This is a genomic window from Hymenobacter ruricola (assembly GCF_015694525.1).
Classification (GTDB): Bacteria; Bacteroidota; Bacteroidia; order Cytophagales; family Hymenobacteraceae; genus Hymenobacter; species Hymenobacter ruricola.
The window spans coordinates 114466-138150 of sequence record NZ_JADQDM010000001.1; the positions used below are offsets into that span (position 1 = coordinate 114466).

Here is a 23685-nt window from a genome sequence, read left to right on the forward strand (position 1 = left end):
AGTAGATGGCGCTGGTAGTCCATTATGCTACATTTATGAAATTCTTCTCGCACTCTTCCCTGCTATTGCTGGCCTCCATGTACCCTATAAAATACATCTTCTTTCTTTTGCGCGGGTGGATAGCGAGCGTTTTGCTTACCGTACTGTTCCCCATCAGCCAGGTCCATGCGCAAGTGCCGCAATGGCAAATGGTAGTGGCGTCAGACGAGTCTATTGGTTCCGGTAATGATTATTCATCGGTGACAGGGACGGCTGTTGATGCGAATGGAAACTTATTGCTAACAGGGTATTTCACCGGTTCAGTCAATTTTGGTGGGCTCACGATGACAAGTGCTGGTGGTTCCGATGCCTTTGTGGCAAAATGGAACAGCACAACAAATAGCTTTGCCTGGGTGCAACAAGCTGGAGGAGTAGGTAACGACCAAGCAACAAGCATTGCGATAACCGCGGCGGGCATCTACGTAGCGGGCTACTTTGGCGGCGCCAATGCTGTTTTCGGCAGTATCACACTCACTAATGGCGCTCGTTTCGCATCTAGCGACTCCTTTGTGGCTAAACTGACAGACGCCGGGACTAGCGGAGGCTTTATATGGGCCCAGCGTGTTGGTGGTACGGGCAACGAATACATCAGCGCGATAGCTGCTAACGGCACAAGCATTTACGCAGTCGGAAATTTCGACGGCACTACTGCCACTTTTGGCGCTGCTAACTTAACAAATGCTGGCGCTGTCTCTTCCGCCGATGCCTTTGTAACAAAGCTGATTGATGCCGGGAACAGCAGCAGCTTTACTTGGGCCCAACGAGCAGGCGGCACAGGTAATGAATATGCTATTACGGCGGCGGTAATTGGTGCAAACCTCTATGTAGCTGGTTCATTCGCCAGTCCTGCGGTCAACTTTGGCAACACGACGCTCACCAACGCCAGTAATGCCGCAGTGCCTCTCGCCGACGGGTTCATAACCCGCCTGACAGACTTGGGCACCAGTTCCAGCTATGCTTGGGCACAGCAAGTAGGCGGGCCTAATCTTGACTATGTCACTGGATTAGCAGTGAGCGGGAATAACGTGTTCATGTGCGGTGCTTTTTGTAGCTCTACGGTTGCTTTTGGCAATAGCACGCTAACCAACGCTGCTACTAACGGAACTCGGGATGCTTTTATCGCCAAGTTGACAGATGTTGGCGCTGGTCCAGCCTTTGTATGGGCCCAACGGGCAGGCGGTACCGACAATGATTTTGCCAATGCCCTGGCGGTGGATGGAACAAATGTTTACTTGACGGGAGCCTTTGCTGGTGCTGCTGGTTTTGGCGTAATGGGTCTGACAGCGGTTGGTAGCTATGATGTATTTATAGCCAAAGTTGTTGATTTTGGTAGTACAAGCCTTTTAGAATGGGCTCAACATGCTGGTGGTGCCGATGACGACCGTGCTAGCACAGTGACAGAAATTGGCGGAAAAGTTTACGTGGGAGGGAGTGTTGTGGCGCCAGCCTACTTTGGCGTTCAGACTGTCACAGGAAGAGGAGACATTGTGGCCTTCCTCGCCTCCCTCACCGACCCCACTCTCACTGCCACTACCGCCCTGCGTTCCGAAAACATCGGCCTCTTTCCCAATCCTGCCCACGGCCGCGTCAGCGTGCAAGTGCCTGCCCTAAACGGTTTGGCTACGCTCACCGTGCTTGATGCCCTGGGCCGTGCGGTGCGCACCCAAGCCGCCCCGGCCAACGCCCGCACCGTGCTGGACCTTGGCGGCCTGGCTCCCGGCCTCTACGCCGTGCGCGCGGAGGCGGGCGGCACCGCCACCACCCAGCGGCTGGTGGTGGAGTAGCGCGCTCCGCACACTGTGTGGTGAGTATCTGCTGTGTTGGAATGGATAGGAGAACGCGCCGGCCGGTTGGTTGGGGCGTTTTGGGTATTCAATTAGATTAGCAAGACAGTTTCCATTGCATATATTTACTCATAGTCTTGCTGTAGCACGGCGCTATTTCCTACTTATACCCATTGCACAATGAAAACGCTGGCCTCTTGCGTAAGCAAACTGACCCTTTTATTCTTGCTCCTATTCGCCGGCCCGGTAGTCCGTGCTCAGGCCCCAGCCTGGCAAACAGCCATGTTGACCGACCGCAGTGGAGGCGGGTATGTCATCAATGCCTCCGTCACTGATTCGGACGGCAATATGTACATAGCGGGGTCGTTTGGAGGTACAATCACTCTCGGCAATATCAGCATCACTGGCATTCCGGGCCATTCAGATGCATTCGTGGCAAAGTGGAGCGCCACAACGAACGACTTTGTGTGGGCAAGTGGCGGCGGAAGCAGCGGGTATGATGAAGCTACCGCACTAGCCATTAGCGGGACTAGCATTTACATATCGGGTACTTTTGCCGGTCCCACTGCAAGCTTTGGCACCACTACTTTGGTGAATGCGGCAACTCCTGGAAATACTATCCATGGCGATGTATTTATTGCCAAGCTTATAGATAACGGGACGAACGCCAGCTTTGTATGGGCAGAGCAAGCCGGGGCCGCCGTTAACGACGTTGCAAACGCCATTGCGGTGCAGGGGGCCAATGTGTACATCGCCGGAGGGTTTTATGGCAGTGCCCCCGGAACCGTTACCCGTTTTGGAAGTGTGCTGCCGACTTCGGGTAGCTACATTATCAAGCTAACAGAATCGGGGACTGGCAGCAGCTTTGGCTGGGCGCGCCAAATAGAAGGGACGGTGCAGGCAATGGCGACGGCTGGGCAAAGCCTTTACGTAACGGGGAATTATAGGAATGCTACCATCACGTTTGATGGAACGGTATTGGCCAATAGCGACGCAGGCCGATTGCGTTCATCTGATGTGTTTGTAGCCAAGCTGCAGGACGCTGGCAGCAGCGGCACCTTTGTTTGGGCGCAGCGGGCCGGCGGTCTGGGCTACGACGAAGTAGCCGCAATGGCCGTAAATGGTTCCTCTATCTATTTGACTGGCTATTTCATCTCGAGCGCATCTTTTGGTTCTACTCAACTCATGAGTGCCGGCCTACAAGAAGTGTTTGTGGCAAAGCTGGTGGATGCCGGCAGTTCTGCGGCTTTCGCTTGGGCCCAGCGGGCCGGTGGTATCGACATCGATGTATCCAACGCCATCGCCGTGAAGGGGAGAGACTTGCTGATAGCAGGGACTTTCAGCAGTACTGCTGCATTTGCTGGCCCTGGCAGCTTAACCAGCACCGGTAGCAATGATGTTTTTGTGGCTAAGCTGTTGGATGAGGGCACCACTGCTAGCTTCATTTGGGCTCAACAAGCTGGGGGGCCGGACATCGAAAGAGCTAATGTAATAGCAGTCACTGGTGCCCAAATATGGGTAGCAGGCGCCACCACCGTTCCGGCTAACTTTGGTTCAATTGGTTTAGCCGCCAGCAATAAAGGCCCTAACGTCATGCTGCCTTTTTGGGCATCGCTGACTGACATCACACTCCTCGGAAAAACTACCGCCCTGCGCCCCGAAAGCCTCAGCATCTTCCCCAACCCCGCCCACGGCCGCGCCACGGTGCAGCTTCCGGCCGTAGCAGGCACGGCCACGCTCACCATCCTCGACGCCCTGGGCCGCGCCGTGCGCACCCAAACGGCCACCGGCTCCCAAACCGAATTGAACCTGCGCGGCCTGGCCCCCGGCCTCTACGCCGTGCGCGTGGCGACGGGTGGCACCAGCGCCACCCAGCGGCTGGTGGTGGAGTAGGCCCCACCGTCCCCCCACAAAAAAGGCCCGCTGCGTGTGCAGCGGGCCTTTTTTGTGGGGGCCGAAGCACGGGCTAGGCCTTTTTGGCGGCTGGGGCCGAGTCGTTCACCGTGAAGCCATAGTCGCCCATCTCGCGCAGGCGGCCTTTGCCCAGGTTGCCTTGCAGCGCCTTGGAGGCGCGCTGGTTCAGGGGAACACACTCGGCCACGGCGGCGTCGCGGATTTCATAGAGCTTCTCCAACTGCAGCTGCAGCTTCTTGGCTTCGTGGTGGGCGGCCAGGGCGGCGGGGATTTTGGCGTTCGCCGCCTGCACTTCGCTGGCCAACTCGCCCACGATGAGCGAGTCCGGGCCTTTGCCGGCGATGCCCTGGGCCACGGCGGCCGTGAGGGTGAGGGTGCCCAGCGGGTCGGTGGCACCGGGAATGGGAATGCGGGCTTGCGCCATAGGGGTAGGAGCCGGAGGAAGTGAATCCGGCAGAATTCAAATATAAACGACTCAAGTAAACCGTTGGCCCGCAGGCCAAGAGCTAAACGACGGTCCTCAACCGTTTGGAGAGGCCAGCCAAGCCTTCGCGGACCCGGCTCAACCGTTTGAGCAGGTCCCGTAGTCGTTTGAGCAGGTCCCTCCGACGTCTGAGGGCCTGGCTCAAACGCCGGAGGGACCTGCTCAAACAACTGCGAACCCGGTTCAAGCCTTTGGGCCCCACCTCGAATGTTTGAAACGCCTCCTTAGCCGTTTGAGGACCACCTTAGCAGACTGAAACCCGCCCCAAAGGGCGAGCAATGAGGCGAACAGTGCGTGGTCCTGGCTGTTGGTCAGCCAGAGGCGGGCGGCGCTTTTGTTGGGGAGGCGTTTAGTGCCGCCCCGGCGCGCGGCGCGTCTTACCCGCTACCTTTGCCCCATGAACCTCGCCGCCCGCCTCGACCACACCCTGCTGCGCCCCGACTGCACGGAGGCCCAGATACTCCAGCTCTGCGAGGAGGCCGCCGCCCACGGCTTTGCCAGCGTGTGCGTGCCGCCCTGCTACGTGGCCCTGGCCGCCGCCCGGCTGGAGGGGTCCGGCGTGCCCGTGTGCACGGTGATTGGGTTTCCGCTGGGCTATGCTTCGAGCAGCGTCAAGTTCAAGGAAGCCGAAGTGGCCCTGTACGACGGCGCCCACGAGCTGGACATGGTCATCAACATTTCGGCCCTGAAATCGGGCAAGACCGACGCCATTCAGGCCGAAATCCTGGATTTGGCCGACCTCTGCCACGTGCACCAGGCCTTGCTCAAGGTCATCATCGAAACCGCCCTGCTCAGCGAGGCCGAAATTGAGCTGGCCTGCCGGCTGTGCGTGGAAGGCGAGGCCGATTTTGTGAAAACTTCCACCGGCTTCGCCAGCCGCGGCGCCTCCGTGGCCGACGTGGAGCTGATGCGCCGCGTGCTGCCCGAGAACGTTCGCATCAAAGCCGCCGGCGGCATCCGGACCCGCGCCGCCGCCGAGGCGCTGGTGGCAGCCGGCGCCGACCGTATCGGCTCGTCCAACAGCGTGGCCCTGATTGCTGAACCCGATGACTCGACCGTTGCTTAAGGTGCTCTTGTTTCCGGCGCTGCTCTCCCTGGTGGCCTGCGCCAGCACGGCCCAGCAGGCCCCCCAGGCCAGCGCCCCGCCCGATACCACCCGCAAGCCCGCCGCGGCTACGGCCGCGCCCCTGCCCGCCGAGGACGTGAGCAAGTACCGCCCGGTGTTCGCAGTGCCCAAGCCCGCCCCGGTGGCCGCCACCGCGCCCGCGCCCAAAACCACCTTGCCCCCCACCAGCCACGTGAACCCGCAGGTGGAGCAGCGCCTGCGCGACCAGGCCTACACCAACCAGAACGTGAAGTATACCCAGGGCTACCGCATCCTGGTGTACCTCGGCCTGGAGCGCGACCAGGTGATGGCCATCCGGCGCGCCATCATCAGCCGCTACCCCGACGAAACCGACTACATCGTCTTCAAGTCCCCGGTCTACCGCCTCTACATCGGCGACTACCTCACCAAGCTGGACGCGGCCCGCGGCCTGGCCCGGCTGCGCGGCCTCTCGCCCAAGCTGGAGCTGGAGCCCACGCAGGTGCTGCTGAACAAGAACCCGTAAGCGAGCGAAATGAGGTAGTAAGGCCGCGCGCCGCTTGTCATCCTGAGCGCAGCGAAGGACCTTCTCACGCCTGCGCTGCCGGAATTGCTGCAAGCTGTTCAACGGTGAGAAGGTCCTTCGCGGCGCTCAGGATGACAAACGTTAACCACTCCGACCCATGCCCACCAGTCTCCTCCCCCGCATTCAGGCCCTCGCCGCCCACTACGCCGCCGATGCCGTGGCCATTCGCCGCCACCTGCACGCCCACCCGGAGCTGTCGTTTGAGGAAACCAACACCGCCGCTTTTGTCACCCAAGAGTTGGAGAAGCTGGGCCTCACGCCCCGGCCCATCGCCAATACCGGCGTGCTGGCCCTGATTGAAGGCCGGCCCGGCGGCCCTACCATCGCCCTGCGGGCCGACATGGACGCCCTGCCCATCACGGAGGCCAACGACGTGCCCTACAAATCCACTAACCCCGGCGTGATGCACGCCTGCGGCCACGACGTGCACACGGCCTCCCTGCTGGGCGCCGCCCGTATTCTGAATGAGCTGAAAGGTGAATTTCAGGGCACCGTGAAGCTGATGTTTCAGCCGGGTGAGGAGCGGCTGCCCGGCGGTGCTTCGCTGATGATAAAGGAGGGCGTGCTGGAAAACCCCGCCGTGAGCCACGTGCTGGGGCAGCACGTATTTCCGCACCTGCCGGCCGGCAAAATCGGTCTGCGCCCCGGCCGCTACATGGCCAGCACCGACGAATTATATCTCACGATTAAAGGCAAGGGCGGCCACGGCGCCATGCCCGAAATGAACCTCGACCCCGTGCTGGTAGCCGCGCACATCATCGTGGCGGCCCAGCAAATCGTGAGCCGACGCGCCAACCCCAAGATTCCTTCGGTGCTCAGCTTCGGCAAGGTCATCGCCAATGGCGCCACCAACGTCATCCCCAACGAAGTCTACCTCGAAGGCACCTTCCGCACCCTCAACGAGGAGTGGCGCGCCGAGGCCCACCAGCACCTGCGCAAGCTGTGCGAAGGCCTGGCCGAGAGCATGGGCGCCGTGTGCGAGCTCGAAATCCGCCACGGCTACCCCTACCTGGAAAACGAGCCCGCCCTCACCGCCCGCGTGCGCGCCGCCGCCGAAGCCTACCTCGGCCCCGAAAACGTGGTGGAGCTCGACCAGTGGATGGCCGCCGAAGATTTTGCCTACTTCTCGCAAGCCGCGCCGGCCTGCTTCTACCGCCTGGGCACCCGGCACGAGGACGGCCGCTTTGCGTCCTCGGTGCACACGCCTACCTTCGACATCGACGAAAAAGCCCTGGCCACCGGGCCGGGCCTGATGGCCTGGCTGGCCGTGCAGGAGCTGACCGGGCAGTAAGCGCTTGTGCCACTGCCGTTGCAATTTGCTTTATGAAACAGCTCCTACTCAGCGCCCTGTTCGGCGCCTTGCTTGCCCTGCCGGCCACGGCCCAAACCCGCCGCAACGTATTCGGGCTGCAAATCTGGCCCGAAGCGCAGGCCGAAGTGGCCCTGCCCGACAACGACTATTTCCTGGTGGCCCTGCGCGGCCAGAACCTTACCGACAACAACGGCTTCGACGACCCCAACCGCGTGCTCGGCTTCGACGAGCGGCGCCTCACCCTGGGCTACGAGCATTTCTGGAACGAGCACTGGAGCATTGGCGCCACGGCCGCCTACATCTCGTCCTACAACACCTACGCGCTGCTGCCCGAGGTGCTGCTGCGCCACCGCAGCCCCATCGGGCCGCTCACCTTCGGCCAGCGTTTGAGCCTGGAGCGCGAGCTTCCGGGGGCCCGCGGGGCTACGGGGAAAACCAATGCCCGCCTACGGGCCGACTTAGAGAAGATAGTTTCCTTGGGAGGCCTGGCCCTGCGCCCGCGCCTGAGCTACGAGGCCGCCACGCACGTGCGCCTGCTACGCGCCAGCACCGACCCCGACGAGCGCACCATTGACTTCACCAGCCTGCGCGGCGAAGTGGGCGTGCGCCTCTCGCGCCTGCTCGACGTGACGCCGTGGTTCGCCTACCAAACCCAGTACAGCTTTGCCTTGGCGCGCTACGATGAGTACAACAACATCACCGAACCCGCCGGCCGGGCCAATGCCGTGTCGCCGGTGGTCGGGCTCGACGTGCGCTTCACCTTCCTCAACGGCCAGGACGCCGCCACACGCCGGCAGCTGCCCACGCAGCACTAGCCGCTTTCGGCTATGCTGCTGACATATTTGCAGGTGGTTGCTTTTCTTGTTTATGCCATTTGGGAAGTGTCAGGATGGTATTTCTAGGAATTAGAGAAGGGGGAGTTTAGGTGAATTTTGAAAAATGAGACAATTTGTCTTGTAAAGACGGCGTAACTGGGTTTGGTATAGAATTGAATGAAAGCAAGTGTGCCGCAAGCCGGCAATCATTCTTTCACCACCTTCAACTTTATATCAATCATGGCAACTCTGCTGTATAACACCCGCCCATCCCTGCGCCCCAGCCGCGCCCTGAGCACCATGCTCGCCGACATGCTCCGCGAACCGCAAGTAGCGCCTACCCAGCCCACGCCCGCCTTCGTGCCCGCCGCCGACATTCTCGAAACGGCCGAAGGCTTTGAGCTGCACCTCGCGCTGCCCGGCTTCCGGAAAGAAGCCATCAACATTGAATTCCACGACGGCCAGCTGGTGATTTCCGGCGAGCGCGCCAACCCCGCCGCGGCTGCCAAAGAAGCTGCCGCTACCGCCACCGAAGCCAACACCGGCGACGAGAACAAAGCCGACGAAAATAAGCCGGCCGTGGTAGCCCCGGAAGCTCCGGCCGCGCCCAAGTTCCGCCGCCTCGAAACCAATTACGGCGCCTTCACCCGCAGCTTCCGCCTGCCCGATACGGTGAACGTGAAGGCCATCGGCGCCGAGCTGACCGACGGCATCCTGCGCGTGACGCTGCCCTTCGACACCGAGAAGGTGACCAAGCAGCACATCGAAATCCGCTAAGCGCGGACGGTTTTGCAAAAAAGGCACCCCGCGGGGTGCCTTTTTTGCAGTGGCGCGTGTTAGGTCCGTACACTGTCCGATTTGGCCTGTTTTCTGCTAAAAGCAACCTTGGGGCGCTAAACTGAATCCTTGTCGCGTTGGTAGAAATATCTTCGGGTTGGCTCATCCGGTTTTCATAACCGGAACATTAAATTAGGCCCTTCATTACCTCGTTTCACCCTTTTTCAATTTCCCTTACCCCATGCAAGCAAAACAAATGATGCTCGGCCTGCTCGGTTCCGCCATTTTGGGCGGCGGCGTGGCCGTGGGGGGGTACAAGCTGCTGGAGCCCGCCCAAGTGGCGCCCCAGGCTGTAGCCGCCAACCCCCAGGTGCGTTACACGTCCGAGATGCGGAGCACGCCCTACGTGGTGCCCGAAGGCCTGAACTTCGTGGCCGCCGCTGCCGCCGTGACCCCGGCCGTGGTGCACGTGATGACCGAATACGCCGCCGAGCCCGCGCAGCGCCAGCAGCAGATGGACCCGTTCCTGCGCCAGTTTTTCGGCGACCAGTTCGACCAGTTTCAGCAGCAGCCGCGCGGCGGTGGCCAGGGCTCCGGCTCGGGCGTCATCATCGCCGCCAACGGCTACATCGTGACCAACAACCACGTCATCGAGAAAGCCTCCAAGATTGAGGTGGTGCTGGATGACAAGCGCAAGTTCGACGCCGAGCTTGTGGGCGCCGACCCCAACACCGACCTGGCCGTGCTGAAGGTGAAAGCCGACAACCTGCCTTTCGTGAAGTACGGCAACTCCGACGACGTGAAAGTGGGCCAGTGGGTGCTCGCCGTGGGCAACCCCTTCAACCTGAACTCGACCGTGACGGCCGGCATTATCTCCGCCAAAGGCCGCAACATTGGCATCCTGAACCGCAAGGATAATATGGGCCTGGAGTCGTTCATCCAGACCGACGCCGTGGTGAACCCCGGCAACTCGGGCGGTGCCCTCGTCAACCTCAATGGCGACCTCATCGGCATCAACTCGGCCATTGCTTCGCACACGGGCAGCTACGAGGGCTATTCTTTCGCCATTCCCAGCTCGCTGGCCAGCAAAGTGGTGGATGACCTGCTGAAGTACAAAGTGGTGCAGCGCGCTCTGCTCGGCGTGCAAATCCAGGAAGTGGACGCCAAGCTTGCCTCCGACAAAAAGCTCAATACCCTGAACGGCGTGTACGTGCAGGGCCTGAGCGAGAACAGCGCCGCCGCCGCCGCCGGCCTGAAAACGGGCGACATCATCACCCAAATCAACGGCGTGGCCGTGAATACCTCCTCGCAGTTGCAGGAGCAGGTAGCCCGCTTCCGCCCCGGCGACAAGATTAAGGTGAGCTACCTGCGCGGCAGCAGCACTGGTACCACCGAGGCCGTGCTGCGCAACTCCACCGGCACCACCGGCGTGGTGCGCGAAGACGCTGTGGCGTCCATCAAGTACGAAGGCGCCACCATCTCCACGGTGCCGGCCCGCGACCTGGCCAAGCTCGGCCTGGAAGGCGGTGCCAAAATCAGCGGCATCAAGGGCAGCAACCTGCGCGAAACGGGCATGGCCGACGGCTTCATCATCACCCGCATCGACAAGAGCCAGGTGACCAAGCCTTCCGACGTGAAAAACATTCTCGACCAGGCCCGCAACGGCGGCGGTGTGCTGGTAGAAGGGGTGTACCCGGACGGCCGCAAGGCGTATTACCCCATCGGCGCCGAATAACATCTTTCGTTGTTTGGAAAGCCCCTGCCTAATTGGCAGGGGTTTTTTTTTGTACTGTAGCAGGACCCTCTTTTTTGCCGAAGTCAGCGGCTCATTGGCGGCGAAAATTTATTTGGCAACACCCGCCGGAAAGTCTGAATTCAGGGCCTAACTTCGACCAAAATAGTTTTAAGAGACGGGTAATTATGCTGGCGGGGGTAAGTCCCTTTGCCGGCTTTGCTCGTAAGTAGTAGTCCCGATTTGGGAAGAGTTGCTTTGGATTTTGAACGGCAAACAGTTTAGTCCGTTTGTCGTTACACGCGCATGGAAAACGTCATTAACACCCTCTATATCCAGAATTTCAAGTCGATTCGGAGCGCTGTGCTGCACCCGCGGCGCGTCAACCTTATCATTGGTCAGCCCAATGTGGGAAAATCGACGGTGCTGGAGGCCATGAGCTTATTGGGAGGTTTTCCGTTCGGAAAAAAGAAGAAATTCATGGGCAGCTTCGTGCGCTACGAAAAGCCCGCCCAGCTCTTTCATGACAGTGTGACAACCTTGCCCATCCGGGTGGAAACCGACCGCGACGTGTGCCTGCTGGGCCACGACGCCAAAGGCAAGCGGTTTCGCTACGGCGTGTTCAGCCAGGCCGTGTACCGACTGCTGCGCGCTCAGCTGGGCTTGCCCTTGCTGGAAGGACGCAGCAAAACCCGCGCCGCCGACGACGCCCTGCTGCTGGAGCGCCTGTACCCGCACCTGGCCACGGCCGCGCCCCTGCCCGAGCCGGGCTTTCTCTACACCGAATTTGACCGCCACGGCGCCCCGGACCAGCCCGGCGAAGACGGCCACTTCCTCACTTCGGCCCCGGCCTGGCAGCCCCGAGCCGTGAAATCGTACCGCTACAAGTCCGGCGGGCGCATCGACCGGCGCCACCCCGAAGCCGCGTTGCGCCCGCCCTACGGCAACAACCTGGTGCAGGTGCTGGAGCAGCACGCCGACCTGCGCCAGGAATTTGGCTCCCTGTTTGCCGAGCGGGGCCTGCGCCTGCGCGTGCGCCCCGACGCCGGCCGCTTCGAGGTGATGAAGGAAATTGATGGCCTGAGCGTGGCGTACCCCTATTCGAGCAGCGGCGACACCTTGCAGCGCTTCGGCTTCTACCTGGCCGCCATGGAGTCGAACCACAACACGGTGATTTTGCTGGAAGAGCCCGAGGCGCATTCGTATCCGCAGTACGTGTCGCAGCTGGCCGAGCGCATTGCCACGCAGCAGGAAAATCAGTTTTTCGTGACCACGCACAGCCCCCACTTCTTCAGCGAAGTGCTGGAAAACATGGTGCCCTACGAAAACCGCGTGCCCGAGCTGGCGGTGTTTGTGGCGTATTACAAGGATTTTCAAACCAAAGTGCGGCAGCTTTCCGACGAGGAAGTGCGCAGCCTGCGCCGCGACAGCCTAGAGGTGTTCAACAACCTGGGCGAGCTGGAGCAGGAACGCATGGCCCTGCGAAAAGTAGGGTAGACGCTCGGGACATATCCGAATAAAAGCCCCTTTCCGAGCCCGAGAAGGGGCTTTTGCTTAGCCTGCAGCCCCGCATTGCGGCCCGCATGAATCGTGAGTTTTCAACTACAGATTTGGGCCTGACGTATAAGTCTGTGTTCGCCATCTTCTTGTGCCTATGCCTGCATTTCCCACCGATGCTTTCTCGCTTGAATACCGTTCCGACTTAGGCGTGCTCATTGGCCGGTGGCTGCAGGCGTTGCCGCCGCCCGAAGTGCAAGGCACCTACCAGGCCATGCTGACGGCCGCGAAAGAGCACGGCAACTGCCGGTTTTGGCTCCTGGACCTGCGCCGCCGCCCGCTGGATGGCCCCGACCTGAACGAGTGGTTTCGGGACCAGTTTTCGCCGCAGGTGGCCGCGGCTTTGGGTGGGCCGTTGTTCACGGCCTACTTATCGGGCCCGCACCAGCGGCAGGCAGCCGAGAGCGCCGAAATGGAAGAGCACCTGCGGCAGGCGGCCGCCATCGACTCGTACCCGCTGTTTTACGACAACGAAGCCGATGCCATGGCCTGGCTGCGCGACCAGCAGGAGCGCGCCGGCATGCTGCCCGAGCCGGAAGAGGAAAAGCGAAGTCGCTAAGAAAGTAGCAGCCAGAGTTTTTTGCTGTTGAAAGAAGGATAAGGAATAACCCGGGCCGGGGAATGGCGGTTGGGAAGGCAGAACTGCGGCATCGTTCGGTGGCAAGCCGTAGCTTTGCCGGCGCAACATCCCACCCCGATTTTTCCATGAAGCAAGCCCTCGAAGAAGCCACCGCGCCCGACGTAACCGTGGCTCACCCGCACGAAGACCCCCACGGCATCCAGGACGTGCTGCGCCAGCTGGGCGTGGCCTCCGAAAACGCCGCCTACAGCACCGGCCGCCAGTGGGGCGGCAGCGCCAACGCCGAGCGCCGCACCATCACGGCGCCGGCCGACGGCCGCCGCATTGCCAGCGTGGCCTTCGCCACGGCGGAAGACTACGACGCCGTGGTCAAAACCGCGCAGGAAGCTTTCAAAACCTGGAGCCTGATGCCCGCGCCTAAGCGCGGCGAAATCGTGCGCCAGATTGGCAACAAGCTGCGCGAATACAAAGAGCCGCTGGGCAAGCTGGTGAGCGCCGAGATGGGCAAAATCCTGCAGGAAGGCCTCGGCGAAGTGCAGGAAATGATTGACATCTGCGACTTCGCGGTGGGCCTCTCGCGCCAGCTGCACGGCTTCACCATGCACTCGGAGCGCCCGGCGCACCGCATGTACGAGCAGTACCACCCGCTGGGCCTGGTCGGCATCATTTCGGCCTTCAACTTTCCGGTGGCCGTGTGGAGCTGGAACGCCATGCTGGCCGCCGTGTGCGGCGACGTGAGCATCTGGAAGCCTTCGGAGAAAACGCCGCTCACGGCCGTGGCCGTGCAGCACATCATCCGCGAAGTGCTGGAGGAAAACGACATTCCCGAAGGCGTGTTCAGCCTGATTGTGGGCGGCGCCGACATCGGCGCGGCCATGGCGGCCGACCAGCGCGTGCCGCTGGTGTCGGCCACGGGCAGCACCCGCATGGGCCGCAAAGTAGGCGAAGTGGTGGGCGCCCGCCTAGGCCGCGCCCTGCTGGAGCTGGGCGGCAACAACGCCATCATCGTCACCAAAAACGCCGACCTCGACATTGCCATCCGCGCCATCGTGTTTGGGGCGGTGGGCACGGCCGGGCAGCGTTGCACCAGCACCCGCCGCGTCATCATCGAAGACAGCGTATTTGATGAGGTGAAAAGCCGCCTGCTGGCCACCTATCCCAAACTGCCCATCGGCCACCCGCTGCAGGAAGGCACGCTGGTGGGGCCGCTCATCGACGGCGACGCCGTGAAGATGTTCGAAGAAGCCCTGACCAAGGTGCAGGCCGAAGGCGGCAAGCTGCTCACCGGCGGCCAGGTGCTGAGCGGCGCCGAGCTACACGGCGGCCACTACGTGCAGCCCGCGCTGGTGGAAGTGGAAAACCACTATCACACGGTGCAGGAAGAAACCTTCGCGCCCATCCTCTACCTCATCAAGTACAGCGGTGGCGTGGAAAAAGCCATTGAGCTGCAAAACGACGTGCGGCAGGGCCTGTCGTCCAGCATCTTCACCCTCAACATGCGCGAGGCCGAAGCTTTCCTGGCGGCCAACGGCTCCGACTGCGGCATTGCCAACGTGAACATCGGCACGAGCGGGGCCGAAATCGGCGGTGCGTTCGGCGGCGAGAAGGAAACGGGCGGCGGCCGCGAGTCCGGCTCCGACGCTTGGAAAGTCTACATGCGCCGCCAGACCAACACCATCAACTACTCCACGCAGCTGCCATTGGCCCAAGGCATTAAGTTCGATATTTAATTGACTTCAAATGCAAGGACAAAAAAGCCGCTCCATTTCTGGAGCGGCTTTTTTGTGAGGTCGAGAAGGAATCCTAACCGTTTTTCTTCTGGAAGTCGCCTTGGGCGAAGTATTTTTCGATGAGGCAATACATCATGATGAAGAAGTAGCGGCTGCCCATCTCCTTGATTTTGAGCTTGCTTTCGCCAAACTTGCGATTGGTCCAGGAGTTGGGCACCACGGCGTAGGAATAGCCCCGCACGATGGCCTTGAGCGGGAGTTCGAGCGTGAGGTTGAAGTGGGGGGAGAGGAAGGGCTTGAGGCCTTCCATGGTGTGGCGGCGGTAGAGCTTGAAAGCGTTGGTGCAGTCGTTGTACTTGAGCCGGAAGAGCGTCTTAACGAGGGTGTTGGCCACGCGGTTGAGTAGTTTCTTGTGGGCCGGGTAGTCCACCACCCGGCCCCCTTTTATCCAGCGCGAGCCGAAAACGCAATCGTAATTGCCTTCGACCATCGTGCGGTAGTAGCGCACCAAATCGGCCGGGTCGTCCGAGAGGTCGGCCATCATCACGGCCACGCAGTCGCCGGCGTAGCGTTCCAGCCCGTAGCGTACGGCATAGCCAAAGCCGTTGGGCCCCGCGTTGGTGTAGTAAGTGAGCGTCGGAATTTCGGCCGCCAGGGCCCGCAAGGCCCCGAGCGTGTCGTCCTTCGAATTGTCGTTGGTGACGACGATTTCGTGGTCGATGCCTTCGGCCACGAGCGTGGCGTGGAGCGTGCGCAGGGTCTCGCCGATGCTTTCCGCTTCGTTGTAGGCCGGGATGACCACGCTCAGCTTCGGGCCCTCGTTCATGCCGTCGGGGCGGGCCGGCGCTGGCGCAGCTCGTCGAAGATTTGCGTGAGCGTGGCCGTGAGGCCGTACTCGAACTGCCAGCCGGGGTAATGCTCTTGGAATCGGCGCACATCAGAGACGTACCAGATGTGGTCGCCCAGGCGGTTCTGCTCCGAATACGAGTAGCTCATCTTGTTGCCCGTAATCTTTTCGCACAGGGCGATGGCCTCCTGCATCGAGCAGTTGGCGAAGCGCCCGCCGCCGGCGTTGTAGACCTCGCCGCCGGGGCGGGGCTGCTGGTAGAAGTGCCAGAACATGTTCACCAGGTCGTGGGAGTGAATATTGTCGCGCACCTGCTTGCCTTTGTAGCCGAAGACGGTGTAATGGTCGCCGGTGATGGCGCACTTCATCAGGTACGACAAGAAGCCGTGCAGCTGCGCCCCTGAGTGGCGCGGGCCCGTCAGGCAGCCGCCGCGGAAGACGGCCGTTTTCATCCCGAAGTAGCGCCCGTACTCCTGCACCAGTACGTCGGCCGCCACCTTGCTGGCCCCGAACAGGGAGTGCGTGGTGTGGTCGATGCTCATGCGCTCGTCTATGCCGTGGGCGAAGTAGGGGTGGTCTTCGGCGATTTCCCAGCGCGTGTCGAGTTCGACCAGCGGGAGGGCGTTGGGCGTGTCGCCGTATACCTTGTTGGTACTCGTGAAGATGAAGACGGCCTCTGGGCAGTGGTGGCGGGTCATCTCCAGTAGATTAAGCGTGCCGTTGGCGTTGATGCTGAAGTCGGTGAAAGGCTCGCGCGCGGCCCAGTCGTGGCTGGGCTGGGCGGCCGTGTGCACCACCAGGGCAATGTCCGTGGCGTACTCCTGGAAGATGGTTTCCAGCGCGGCCTGGTCGCGGATGTCGACGGCGTGATGGCGGTAATTGGCAAACGTGCTCTGCAGGCGGGCCCGGTTCCAGTCGGTGCTGGCCTGCTCGCCAAAGAAGTACGCCCGCATGTTATTGTCCAGCCCCACCACCAGGTCGAACTTGTCGGCGAAGAATTCCACGGCTTCCGAGCCTATCAAGCCACCGGCTCCCGTAATGAGTGCAATTTTCATTCAACTACAGGTCCCTAGCCCAGAATGGGTTTCAATTGCGCTTCGTTTTCACGCAGCCAGTTATATACATCAGTTACAATCTGCTCGGCCGAGCGTTTGGGCGTCCAGCCGGTGAGTTTGGTCACGCGGGCGTTGTCGGTGAGGTAGAGCTGGATGTCCGCCTGCCGGTTTTCGACCTGCGAGCTGATGGGTACGGTGTTGCCGGTCACGCGTTGGCAAATGGCCGTCAGTTCCTGCAAACTCACGCTGATGTCGCGGCCGCCGCCCACGTTGAGGGTCTTGCCGCTCACCTGCTCCAGGTTTTCGAGCTGGTACTTCACCAAATCAAACAGGTCGTCGACGTGCAGGATGTCGCGCACCTGCTTGCCGGTGCCGCCGAAGCCGAAGTAGCCCAGCGGCTGCTTCCAGAAGTGGCGCGCCACCCACAGCACCACCACGCCCTGGTCGACCTTGCCCATCTGCCAGGGGCCGGTGAGTACGCCGCAGCGGTTGATTACCGTGCGCAGGTTGTAGAAGTGCTGGTATTCCTGAATCAGATACTCCGAGCACAGCTTGGTGGCGCCGTAGAGCGAGCGGTAGCCTTCCAGGGGAAAGTCCTCGGCCAGGCCCGCGGACGAGATGCCGGCAATGGGCTGCTCGGGGCTCACCTCGAAGCGGGTTTCGGCCTCCACGGTTTGGATTTTGTCGATTTGGTTAATCGGGTAAATCCGGCTCGTGGACAGGAACACGAACGCCGCGTTGTGCTGGCGGGCGTAGTTCAGGCAGTTCACGGTGCCTGTCAGGTTGGTGTTAATCAGGTAGTCCGGCGCCGAGGTGAGGCCGGCGAGTACCGAGGGCTCGGCTGAGGCTTCGATGACGGCTTCGACCGGCGGCAGGGTGTCAAAATCCTCTTTGTTGCGGATGTCGCCGTGCACGAACTCGATGCCGGCTTCGCGCAGGCGGGGCAGGTTCAGTTCCGAGCCGCGGCGCTTGAGGTTGTCGAGGGCGAAGACGCGGCACTCGGGGTAGGCCTGGCGAAAGCTCAGGGCCAGGGCCGAGCCCACGAAGCCGGCACCACCAGTAATAAGGAAGGATTTTACAGACATAAAGCGAGGATGCTGTAAAATTAAGGCCAAAGCGGGGAAAGGACCGGGATTGTTTTGCTTGATGCTTTGAATCAAGCGGTTGCGTTTGCCGGGGCGGGTTAGAACGGCGATGTAATCTGTATATCGCCGTGGCCTTTGTAGTAGAGCGTGGCCCCGCTGTACATCACGTAGTACACCCGGTAGCGCTGGCCTTTCTGGAAGGGACTGTCGCTGACAGCGAACGTGAAGGTGCGGTTGGTGTACTGCTCGGGCGCATCAAGCTCCCGGAGCACGTGGTAAAACTTGTCCACTATCACCAGCCGGCACGACACCGGGGCGGACAGGGAGTAGGAAAAAACAAACTGAAGAACCGTGGGATTGGGATACCCCCGACGAAGATGTTTGAAGGGCGGCTCTGGGCCTGCACGGGGCCATTCAAATCAAGACGCAATGACTGAAAAAGCTTTTGCTCGCGGCTGTTCCACGGGCCGTCCAGTACCCAATCGGTGGGGTCCTGCTCGCCCACGGGCAGGTTGTTGCCGGTGCGCACGTCGTAGCCCAGGCCGGGGCCAAAGTTGATGAACAAGCTGGAAGAGGACGCGTCCGAGTCGCTTTTGGAACAGCTGCTGAGCCCCGGCCCGGCGCCAAGGAGGAGCGAGGCCAGGCCTAGTGAGCGAACAAGCGGTGCGAAGCGCATGGTAGAAAAAAGTTAATTTGCGAACAAGTTACGGCCTCGTGCCCGGCCTGCAACCCTTGCCCGGCCCGCGGGGTCCTTTGCCTGCTTAAGCTCTTTAAAACTTCGCCTTTCTCTGCGCATGGAAGCCGCCGTTGCCTACGTTGACATCAATGCTCCGCTGGTGGAGCGCTGCCGCCTGAACGACCGCCAGGCCCAGGCCGAAATTTACCGGCGCTACGCCAAGGCCATGTTCAACGCGGCCCTGCGCATCACCGGCGACTACGCCGAGGCCGAAGACGTGCTCCAGGAGTCTTTTCTGAGCGCTTTCCGGGAACTGAGCAGCTACAAGGGCGACTCGTCGTTCGGGGCCTGGCTGAAGCGCATCGTCGTCAACAAAAGCATCAACTGCCTGCGGCAGCGGCGCCTGGCGCTGGTGCCCCTGGGCGAGCAGCACCACGACGAGCCCGCCGAAGCCGCCGGCCCCACGCCCGAAGACGAGGCCGACGCCAGCTACCGCGCCGACGTGCTACGCCGCTGCATTCAGGAGCTGCCCGACGGCTACCGCGTGGTGCTGAGCCTCTACCTGCTCGAAGGCTACGACCACCTCGAAATTGCCGGCATCCTGGGCATTTCCGAATCCACTTCCAAGTCGCAGTACAGCCGGGCCCGGGTGCGCCTGCGCGAGTTGGCCGCCCAGCGCGGCCTGAGCTAAGCCAATTCAATTCATTAGCCTTTCCATCCGTTACACGTATTTCCTCACTACTCTTCATCCTTTTTCGCCCGGCCGCGGTTACCACCCCATTATCCCCGCGGCCCCTTTGGAACCTGGAAGAACCGTGCGTTTGCAACCATCCATGAACCCGAACAAGCCTAATTCACTGGAAAACTTCGTCGAGCGGCACCGCGCCGATTTCGACACGCACGAGCCGCGCCCCGACCTCTGGGCCGCCCTCGAACAACAACTGGCCGAACCCGTAGCGCCGCCGGTGCTGCGCCTCAGCCAGGAGCCCGCGGCGGCCCCAGCGGCGCCCCGCGCCAGCTGGCTGCAGCGCTACGGCGTGGCGGCCTCGCTTGCGCTGCTGGTGTTTGCCGCCGGTGCCAGCGAGGCCTGGAAATCGAACCAGCCCGCGGCCGAACTGGCCGCTGCCCCCGCGCCCAAAGCCGCCGCCAGCCTGCCCGGCACCGAGCCCGATGCGGCCCTCTACCAGGGCGGCAACCCCACCGCACTGGCCGCCGCCGAGCGCACCACCGGCGCCGACAGCCAGCTCGTGCGGGCCGTGCGCGGCATGGAAGCCTACTACACCAACCAACTGGCCCGCCGCCAAAGTGAGCTGAGCGAGCTGCGTGGCCCCGGCTCAGCCGGCATGACGGCCGACTGGCAGCGTGAGCTGGTGTCGCTTGATTCGAGCTACCGCCAACTAAAAGCCGAGCTGCTGCACCACCCGCAGCCCGACGCCGTGCTCACGGCCATGAACCGCAACCTGCAGGTGCGCCTCGACATTCTGGACCAGCAACTGCACCTGGGCGCCACGGCCAGCGACGACCGCAACATGGGCGCTTTTGTGCTGGCCGACAGTCGTCGCTAGCCCATGAAAGTGCTGGGAATAATGCCTTTCCGCCACCTGTTGGCGGTGCTGGCGCTGGGTATGGCTGGGGTGCTGCACCCGCTGGCCGGGCGGGCCCAGGGGAGCCTGTGGGTGGGCAGCGTGAGCCGCAACGCCCAGAACGTGGCAATTGAGGCCTTTGTGGCTGCCGAGTTTTTCTCGGGCGGGCCCCAAAACCCACTGCCCGACCAAGCCACTGAGCAGGAAACCACGCTGCAAGTGGAGCAGCGCCGCCGCCTGAGCCGCAGCTACCCGGTGCCCAAAGAAGGACGGCCCTTCTCGCTCGACACGCGCTACGGCCGGGTGCAAATCAACCCCTGGAACAAGCGCGAAATCCGCGTCGAAGCCGAGTTGGTGGCCCGCTCCGAAACCGAGCTTGGCGCCCGCCAGGTGCTGGATGCGCTGGGCGTGCAGTGGCTGGACTACGACGCCAAAACCGGTGGCGTGGCCGTGAGCACGCAGTTTGGGCCCCTGCTGCGCGGGCGGCCGGGCGGCTGCCGCTACGAGGTGAACTACACCGTATGGCTGCCCCGCACCACGGCCTTGCGTGTGCACAACAACTTCGGCGAAGTGAGCATTACCGGCGACCTGAGCGGCCCCACCGAACTGGCCGTGGACTACGGCGCCCTGCGCACCGGCCGCCTCAACGGCCCCCGCAACCTGCTGCGCATCGGCAACGGCGACTGCACCGTGGCCTTCGCCGGCCGCGCCAGCATCGACGCCAGCTACGCCCGCCTGCGCCTCGACGAAGGCACCACCGTGGACCTGCGCAACAATTATTCCGACATCGACATCGGCACAGTGCAGGACCTGACCGTGCACAGCAAGTACGGCGACGTGGCCCTGGGCACGGTGCGCAACCTGCGCGGCTCATCAGGCTACTCCCGCTTCACCATCGACAAGCTGAGCGAAGGCCTGGACATGGCCGTGCGCTACTGCCCCGACTTTGTGGTGCGCGACATGGGCGCCAATTTCCGCCAGGTAAACCTCGACGGCGGTTTCAGCACCATCCGGCTCGGCTTTGCCGAAACCCCGGTGTTCCGCTTCGACGTGAGCACCGAGCAGGGCCAGCTGTTGGTGGATAAAAGCGCCGTGCGCGTGCTTTCGCAGGAAAATGGCCCGCAAACCAGCGACGTGCTGGGCATTTTCGGCGGCACCGTGCCGGCCCCTAATTGCGGCAATGTCAACATCAAGGTGCGCTACGGCACGGTGCGGTTTAGCAGGTAAGAGAGGGAAGATAGGAGTCACTAAAAAACGAAAATCAGAACGGTCATGCTGAGCCTGTCGAAGCACCTCGCGTGCTGAAGTAATTCATCTACTCTGGCACGCGAGGTGCTTCGACAGGCTCAGCATGACCGTTCTTTTTGCTTAGCGTATCGTTCTTATCGTTCGGCTGCCGTTCTTTGAAACGATGGTTCTTCTTCGTTTCATGTTCCTGTGGCTGCTGGCCGGTTCGGCCGCGGCGCAGGTTTCTCCCTCTCCCGTGCCCGACGCTGCCCGGACTTCCGCCCTCAAAACTCATGCCCTGCGCCTGCGCCCCGGCGACGACCTGCGCCAGGCCCTGACGGCCTATGCCCAGGCCCACCACCTCAAAGCCGCCGCCATGGTCACGTGCGTGGGCAGCCTCACGGTGGCCACGCTGCGGCTGGCCAACCAGGAAGGCCCCACGGTGTACCGCGGGCATTTCGAGATTGTCTCGCTGGTCGGCACGCTTTCCACCAACGGCTCGCACCTGCACCTGGCCATTGCCGACAGCACGGGGCGCACCCTCGGCGGGCACTTGCTGGATGGCTGCCGGGTGTACACCACGGCCGAAATTGTGCTGGGCGAGCTGCCGGAGCTGGAATTCCGGCGCGAAAAGGACGACACGTTTGGCTACCAGGAGCTGGTGGTGCGGCCGGCCCCCGCGCCGGCTTCTGCGCCGACTAAAAAAAGAAAGCCCTAGCCACGGCGGCCGGAACGCCTCTGGGGCCAAAAAATGGGAGTGGGCCCAATATGCCGTCGGGGCAGGCATGGAAAGCGCGGGTTCGTGGCTAACTTTAAACTGACGAGTGGCGGCGCGTTACTTTCTGCTTTTTCGTATTGGTATGCTCCTTTCCCGATTGTGGCTCTTCTTGTTTCTCCTGCCCGGCGCCGCGGCCCGCGCCCAGACGGTGGCGGAGATGAAAACCCAGTACCCCGGCGAAAAAGCCGTGTACCTGGAAATGCGGCAGGATTTGACCGTCGAAATCCGCAACGACTCGGTGCAGGTGCTGGCCCGGCACCACGCCGACATGCTGCACCTGGACGAGCAGTCGGGCGGCTACGCCAACGACCGGGTGTTCAGCTCGCACTTCAACCGCCTGCAGAAGCTGGAAGCCCGCACCATGGTGCCCACCGGCGGCCACTTCAAAACCGTGAAGGTGACGGATTTTAAGGACAAGTTTGAAATCCAGGACGGCATCTTTTTCGACGATACCCGCTCGACTTCGTTCTCGTTTCCGAGCATCACGCCCGGCGCCCGCACCGTGACGGACTACACCGTGCGCCACGTGGACGCCCGCTTCGTGATGCCGTTTTTCGTGGGCTCCTACGTGCCCGTGCGCCACGCCGAGCTCACCATCACCGCGCCCAAGGGCGTGGTCATCGGCTACAAGGCGTTTCACGCCGAAAACACGCCCATTACCTACACCAAAGAGGAAAAAGGCAGCCAGGTGGTGTACCGCTGGACGGCCGACAACCTGCCCAGTCCGCCCCGCGACGAGGACGGCCCCGAGGCGGCGTACTACCTGCCGCACATCGTGTTTTTTGTGCAGGAAGCCGTGGTGAACGGGCAGCCGCGCAAGCTGCTGGCCGGCGTGCCGGAGCTGTACACCATGTACGCCGACTTCGTACGGCGCATCGACCGGCAGCCCAGCCCGGCCCTGCAGCACCGCGTCGATTCGCTGGTGGCGGGCGCCCCGACGGAGGAGGAGAAAGTGCGCCGCATCTACTACTGGGTGCAGGACAACGTGAAGTACATCGCCTTCGAGCAGGGCCTGCGCGGCTTCATTCCGCACGACGCCGGCCTGGTGTATGCCCGCCGCTACGGCGACTGCAAGGACATGGCCAACCTCACCAACGAGATGCTGCACCTGGCCGGCGTGAAAACCGCCTACCTGACCTGGGTGGGCACCCGCGACCTGCCCTATAAGTACAACGAGCTGGCCACGCCCGGCGTCGACAACCACATGATTGCCACCTACGAGCCCAAGCCCGGCCAGTACGTTTTCCTGGATGCCACCAGCAAGCACACGCCCTACGGCATGCCCTCGGCCATGATTCAGGGCAAGGAAGGCCTGCTGGGGCTCGACGCCACCACCAGCCGCGTGGTGCCCATTCCGGCCATGGACAAGGCCCGCAGCGGCCTCGACGACGCCTCCGTGCTGACCCTGGACGGCACCACCCTGCGCGGCACCGGCCAGCTCAGCCTGAGTGGCTACACCAAAATCAGCCACAGCTACGGCCTCGACGGGCTGGACCGGGTGGCCGAGCCCAAGTACGTGAAGGCCCTGCTGGAGCGCGGCAACAACAAGTTTTTTGTCGATAACTACCACATTGCCAATCTCGATGCCCGCGACCAGCCCCTGCGCATCAGCTACGACTACCGCCTGCAGGACTACGTGCAGCGGGTGGACGACGAAGTGTACGTGAACCTGAGCCTGGAGCGCCCCTTTGCCACCGACCGCATCGACTCGACCACGCGCAAGCTGCCGCGCTACAACGAATTTGCCCACACCGACCACACCCGCACCGAGCTGGTGGTGCCGGCCGGCTACGAGGTGAGCTACCTGCCGCCCACGGTGCAGGCCCAGGGCGACGCCCTCGGCTTCCGGGTGAGCTACGAGCGCAAGGGCGACAACATCGTGCAGGACCGCGAGGTGTACGTGAACTACCTGCTGCTCCAGCCCCAGCAGTTCGGCCGCTGGAACCAAGTGGTGAGCAAGCTGGGCAGCGCCTACCGCGAGGTGGTGATTTTGAAGAAGAAAAAGACGTAGCCGGCCTCAGCTACACCAAACACAACTCG

The 23685-nt window shown here is 62.2% G+C and carries 22 protein-coding genes; 16 read left to right on the forward strand and 6 right to left on the reverse strand.

Annotated features, from left to right (window positions below; all coding sequences use genetic code 11):
- Positions 1-35: 35 nt before the first annotated feature.
- Together I2H31_RS00570 and I2H31_RS00575 are read left to right on the forward strand one after the other, a co-directional pair.
- On the forward strand, positions 36-1823 hold the full coding sequence (locus I2H31_RS00570; protein WP_196291051.1) for a T9SS type A sorting domain-containing protein: 1788 nt from the start codon (positions 36-38) through the stop codon (positions 1821-1823).
- A gap of 180 nt (positions 1824-2003) precedes the next feature.
- Entirely contained in the window at positions 2004-3716 is a 1713-nt protein-coding gene (locus I2H31_RS00575; RefSeq protein ID WP_196291052.1) for a T9SS type A sorting domain-containing protein, read from the forward strand.
- Between the two features lie 73 nt (positions 3717-3789).
- On the opposite strand, the gene I2H31_RS00580 is transcribed toward I2H31_RS00575, so the two are convergent.
- Entirely contained in the window at positions 3790-4161 is a 372-nt protein-coding gene (locus I2H31_RS00580; protein ID WP_196291053.1) for a hypothetical protein, read from the reverse strand.
- 457 nt (positions 4162-4618) lie between these two features.
- Between I2H31_RS00580 and deoC the strand changes: the two genes are divergently transcribed.
- The 9 genes from deoC to amaB all read left to right on the forward strand — a co-directional run bounded on the left by deoC (position 4619) and on the right by amaB (position 14394).
- Positions 4619-5287 (forward strand): deoxyribose-phosphate aldolase, encoded by a 669-nt coding sequence (gene deoC, locus I2H31_RS00585; RefSeq protein WP_196291054.1) that lies wholly within the window; start codon positions 4619-4621, stop codon positions 5285-5287.
- A complete protein-coding gene (locus I2H31_RS25420; protein WP_196291055.1) occupies positions 5268-5831 on the forward strand; it encodes a sporulation protein in 564 nt (187 codons plus the stop codon). Before deoC ends, I2H31_RS25420 begins: the two co-directional genes overlap by 20 nt.
- Positions 5832-5988: 157 nt before the next feature.
- Entirely contained in the window at positions 5989-7182 is a 1194-nt protein-coding gene (locus I2H31_RS00595) for a M20 metallopeptidase family protein (RefSeq protein WP_196291056.1), read from the forward strand.
- Positions 7183-7214: 32 nt separating this feature from the next.
- Positions 7215-8018 (forward strand): hypothetical protein, encoded by an 804-nt coding sequence (locus I2H31_RS00600; protein ID WP_196291057.1) that lies wholly within the window; start codon positions 7215-7217, stop codon positions 8016-8018.
- A 240-nt stretch (positions 8019-8258) separates the two neighbouring features.
- Positions 8259-8795, forward strand: coding sequence for an Hsp20/alpha crystallin family protein (locus tag I2H31_RS00605; protein WP_196291058.1), 537 nt, complete (start codon positions 8259-8261; stop codon positions 8793-8795).
- A gap of 241 nt (positions 8796-9036) precedes the next feature.
- The gene (locus I2H31_RS00610) at positions 9037-10530 is read left to right on the forward strand and encodes a S1C family serine protease (RefSeq protein ID WP_230687376.1); all 1494 of its coding nucleotides are present in this window, start codon (positions 9037-9039) and stop codon (positions 10528-10530) included.
- A gap of 303 nt (positions 10531-10833) precedes the next feature.
- Positions 10834-12024 carry an AAA family ATPase gene (locus tag I2H31_RS00615; RefSeq protein ID WP_196291059.1) on the forward strand — a complete coding sequence of 397 codons (1191 nt, stop codon included), beginning with the start codon at positions 10834-10836 and terminating at the stop codon, positions 12022-12024.
- Positions 12025-12181: 157 nt separating this feature from the next.
- Entirely contained in the window at positions 12182-12643 is a 462-nt protein-coding gene (locus I2H31_RS00620) for a hypothetical protein (protein WP_196291060.1), read from the forward strand.
- Between the two features lie 146 nt (positions 12644-12789).
- Complete coding sequence (gene amaB, locus I2H31_RS00625; protein ID WP_196291061.1) at positions 12790-14394, forward strand: L-piperidine-6-carboxylate dehydrogenase; 1605 nt, start codon at positions 12790-12792, stop codon at positions 14392-14394.
- 73 nt (positions 14395-14467) lie between these two features.
- On the opposite strand, the gene I2H31_RS00630 is transcribed toward amaB, so the two are convergent.
- From I2H31_RS00630 to I2H31_RS00650, 5 genes are all read right to left on the reverse strand, one after another.
- Positions 14468-15220, reverse strand: coding sequence for a glycosyltransferase family 2 protein (locus I2H31_RS00630; protein WP_196291062.1), 753 nt, complete (start codon positions 15218-15220; stop codon positions 14468-14470).
- A complete protein-coding gene (locus tag I2H31_RS00635; protein WP_196291063.1) occupies positions 15217-16296 on the reverse strand; it encodes an NAD-dependent epimerase/dehydratase family protein in 1080 nt (359 codons plus the stop codon). Before I2H31_RS00635 ends, I2H31_RS00630 begins: the two co-directional genes overlap by 4 nt.
- Before the next feature lie 14 nt (positions 16297-16310).
- Positions 16311-17381, reverse strand: coding sequence for an NAD-dependent epimerase/dehydratase family protein (locus I2H31_RS00640; RefSeq protein ID WP_196291064.1), 1071 nt, complete (start codon positions 17379-17381; stop codon positions 16311-16313).
- A gap of 98 nt (positions 17382-17479) precedes the next feature.
- A complete protein-coding gene (locus I2H31_RS00645; protein WP_196291065.1) occupies positions 17480-17692 on the reverse strand; it encodes a hypothetical protein in 213 nt (70 codons plus the stop codon).
- Positions 17674-18057, reverse strand: coding sequence for a hypothetical protein (locus I2H31_RS00650; protein WP_196291066.1), 384 nt, complete (start codon positions 18055-18057; stop codon positions 17674-17676). Before I2H31_RS00650 ends, I2H31_RS00645 begins: the two co-directional genes overlap by 19 nt.
- 118 nt (positions 18058-18175) lie before the next feature.
- Between I2H31_RS00650 and I2H31_RS00655 the strand changes: the two genes are divergently transcribed.
- The 5 genes from I2H31_RS00655 (at position 18176) to I2H31_RS00675 (ending at position 23656) form a co-directional block, all read left to right on the forward strand.
- The gene (locus tag I2H31_RS00655; RefSeq protein WP_196291067.1) at positions 18176-18748 is read left to right on the forward strand and encodes an RNA polymerase sigma factor; all 573 of its coding nucleotides are present in this window, start codon (positions 18176-18178) and stop codon (positions 18746-18748) included.
- A gap of 142 nt (positions 18749-18890) precedes the next feature.
- Positions 18891-19622 (forward strand): hypothetical protein, encoded by a 732-nt coding sequence (locus I2H31_RS00660; protein ID WP_196291068.1) that lies wholly within the window; start codon positions 18891-18893, stop codon positions 19620-19622.
- A 3-nt stretch (positions 19623-19625) separates the two neighbouring features.
- Entirely contained in the window at positions 19626-20867 is a 1242-nt protein-coding gene (locus I2H31_RS00665; RefSeq protein WP_196291069.1) for a hypothetical protein, read from the forward strand.
- Between the two features lie 184 nt (positions 20868-21051).
- Complete coding sequence (locus I2H31_RS00670; RefSeq protein ID WP_230687377.1) at positions 21052-21585, forward strand: PPC domain-containing DNA-binding protein; 534 nt, start codon at positions 21052-21054, stop codon at positions 21583-21585.
- 142 nt (positions 21586-21727) lie between these two features.
- Positions 21728-23656 carry a DUF3857 domain-containing protein gene (locus I2H31_RS00675; protein ID WP_196291070.1) on the forward strand — a complete coding sequence of 643 codons (1929 nt, stop codon included), beginning with the start codon at positions 21728-21730 and terminating at the stop codon, positions 23654-23656.
- Positions 23657-23685: the final 29 nt, after the last annotated feature.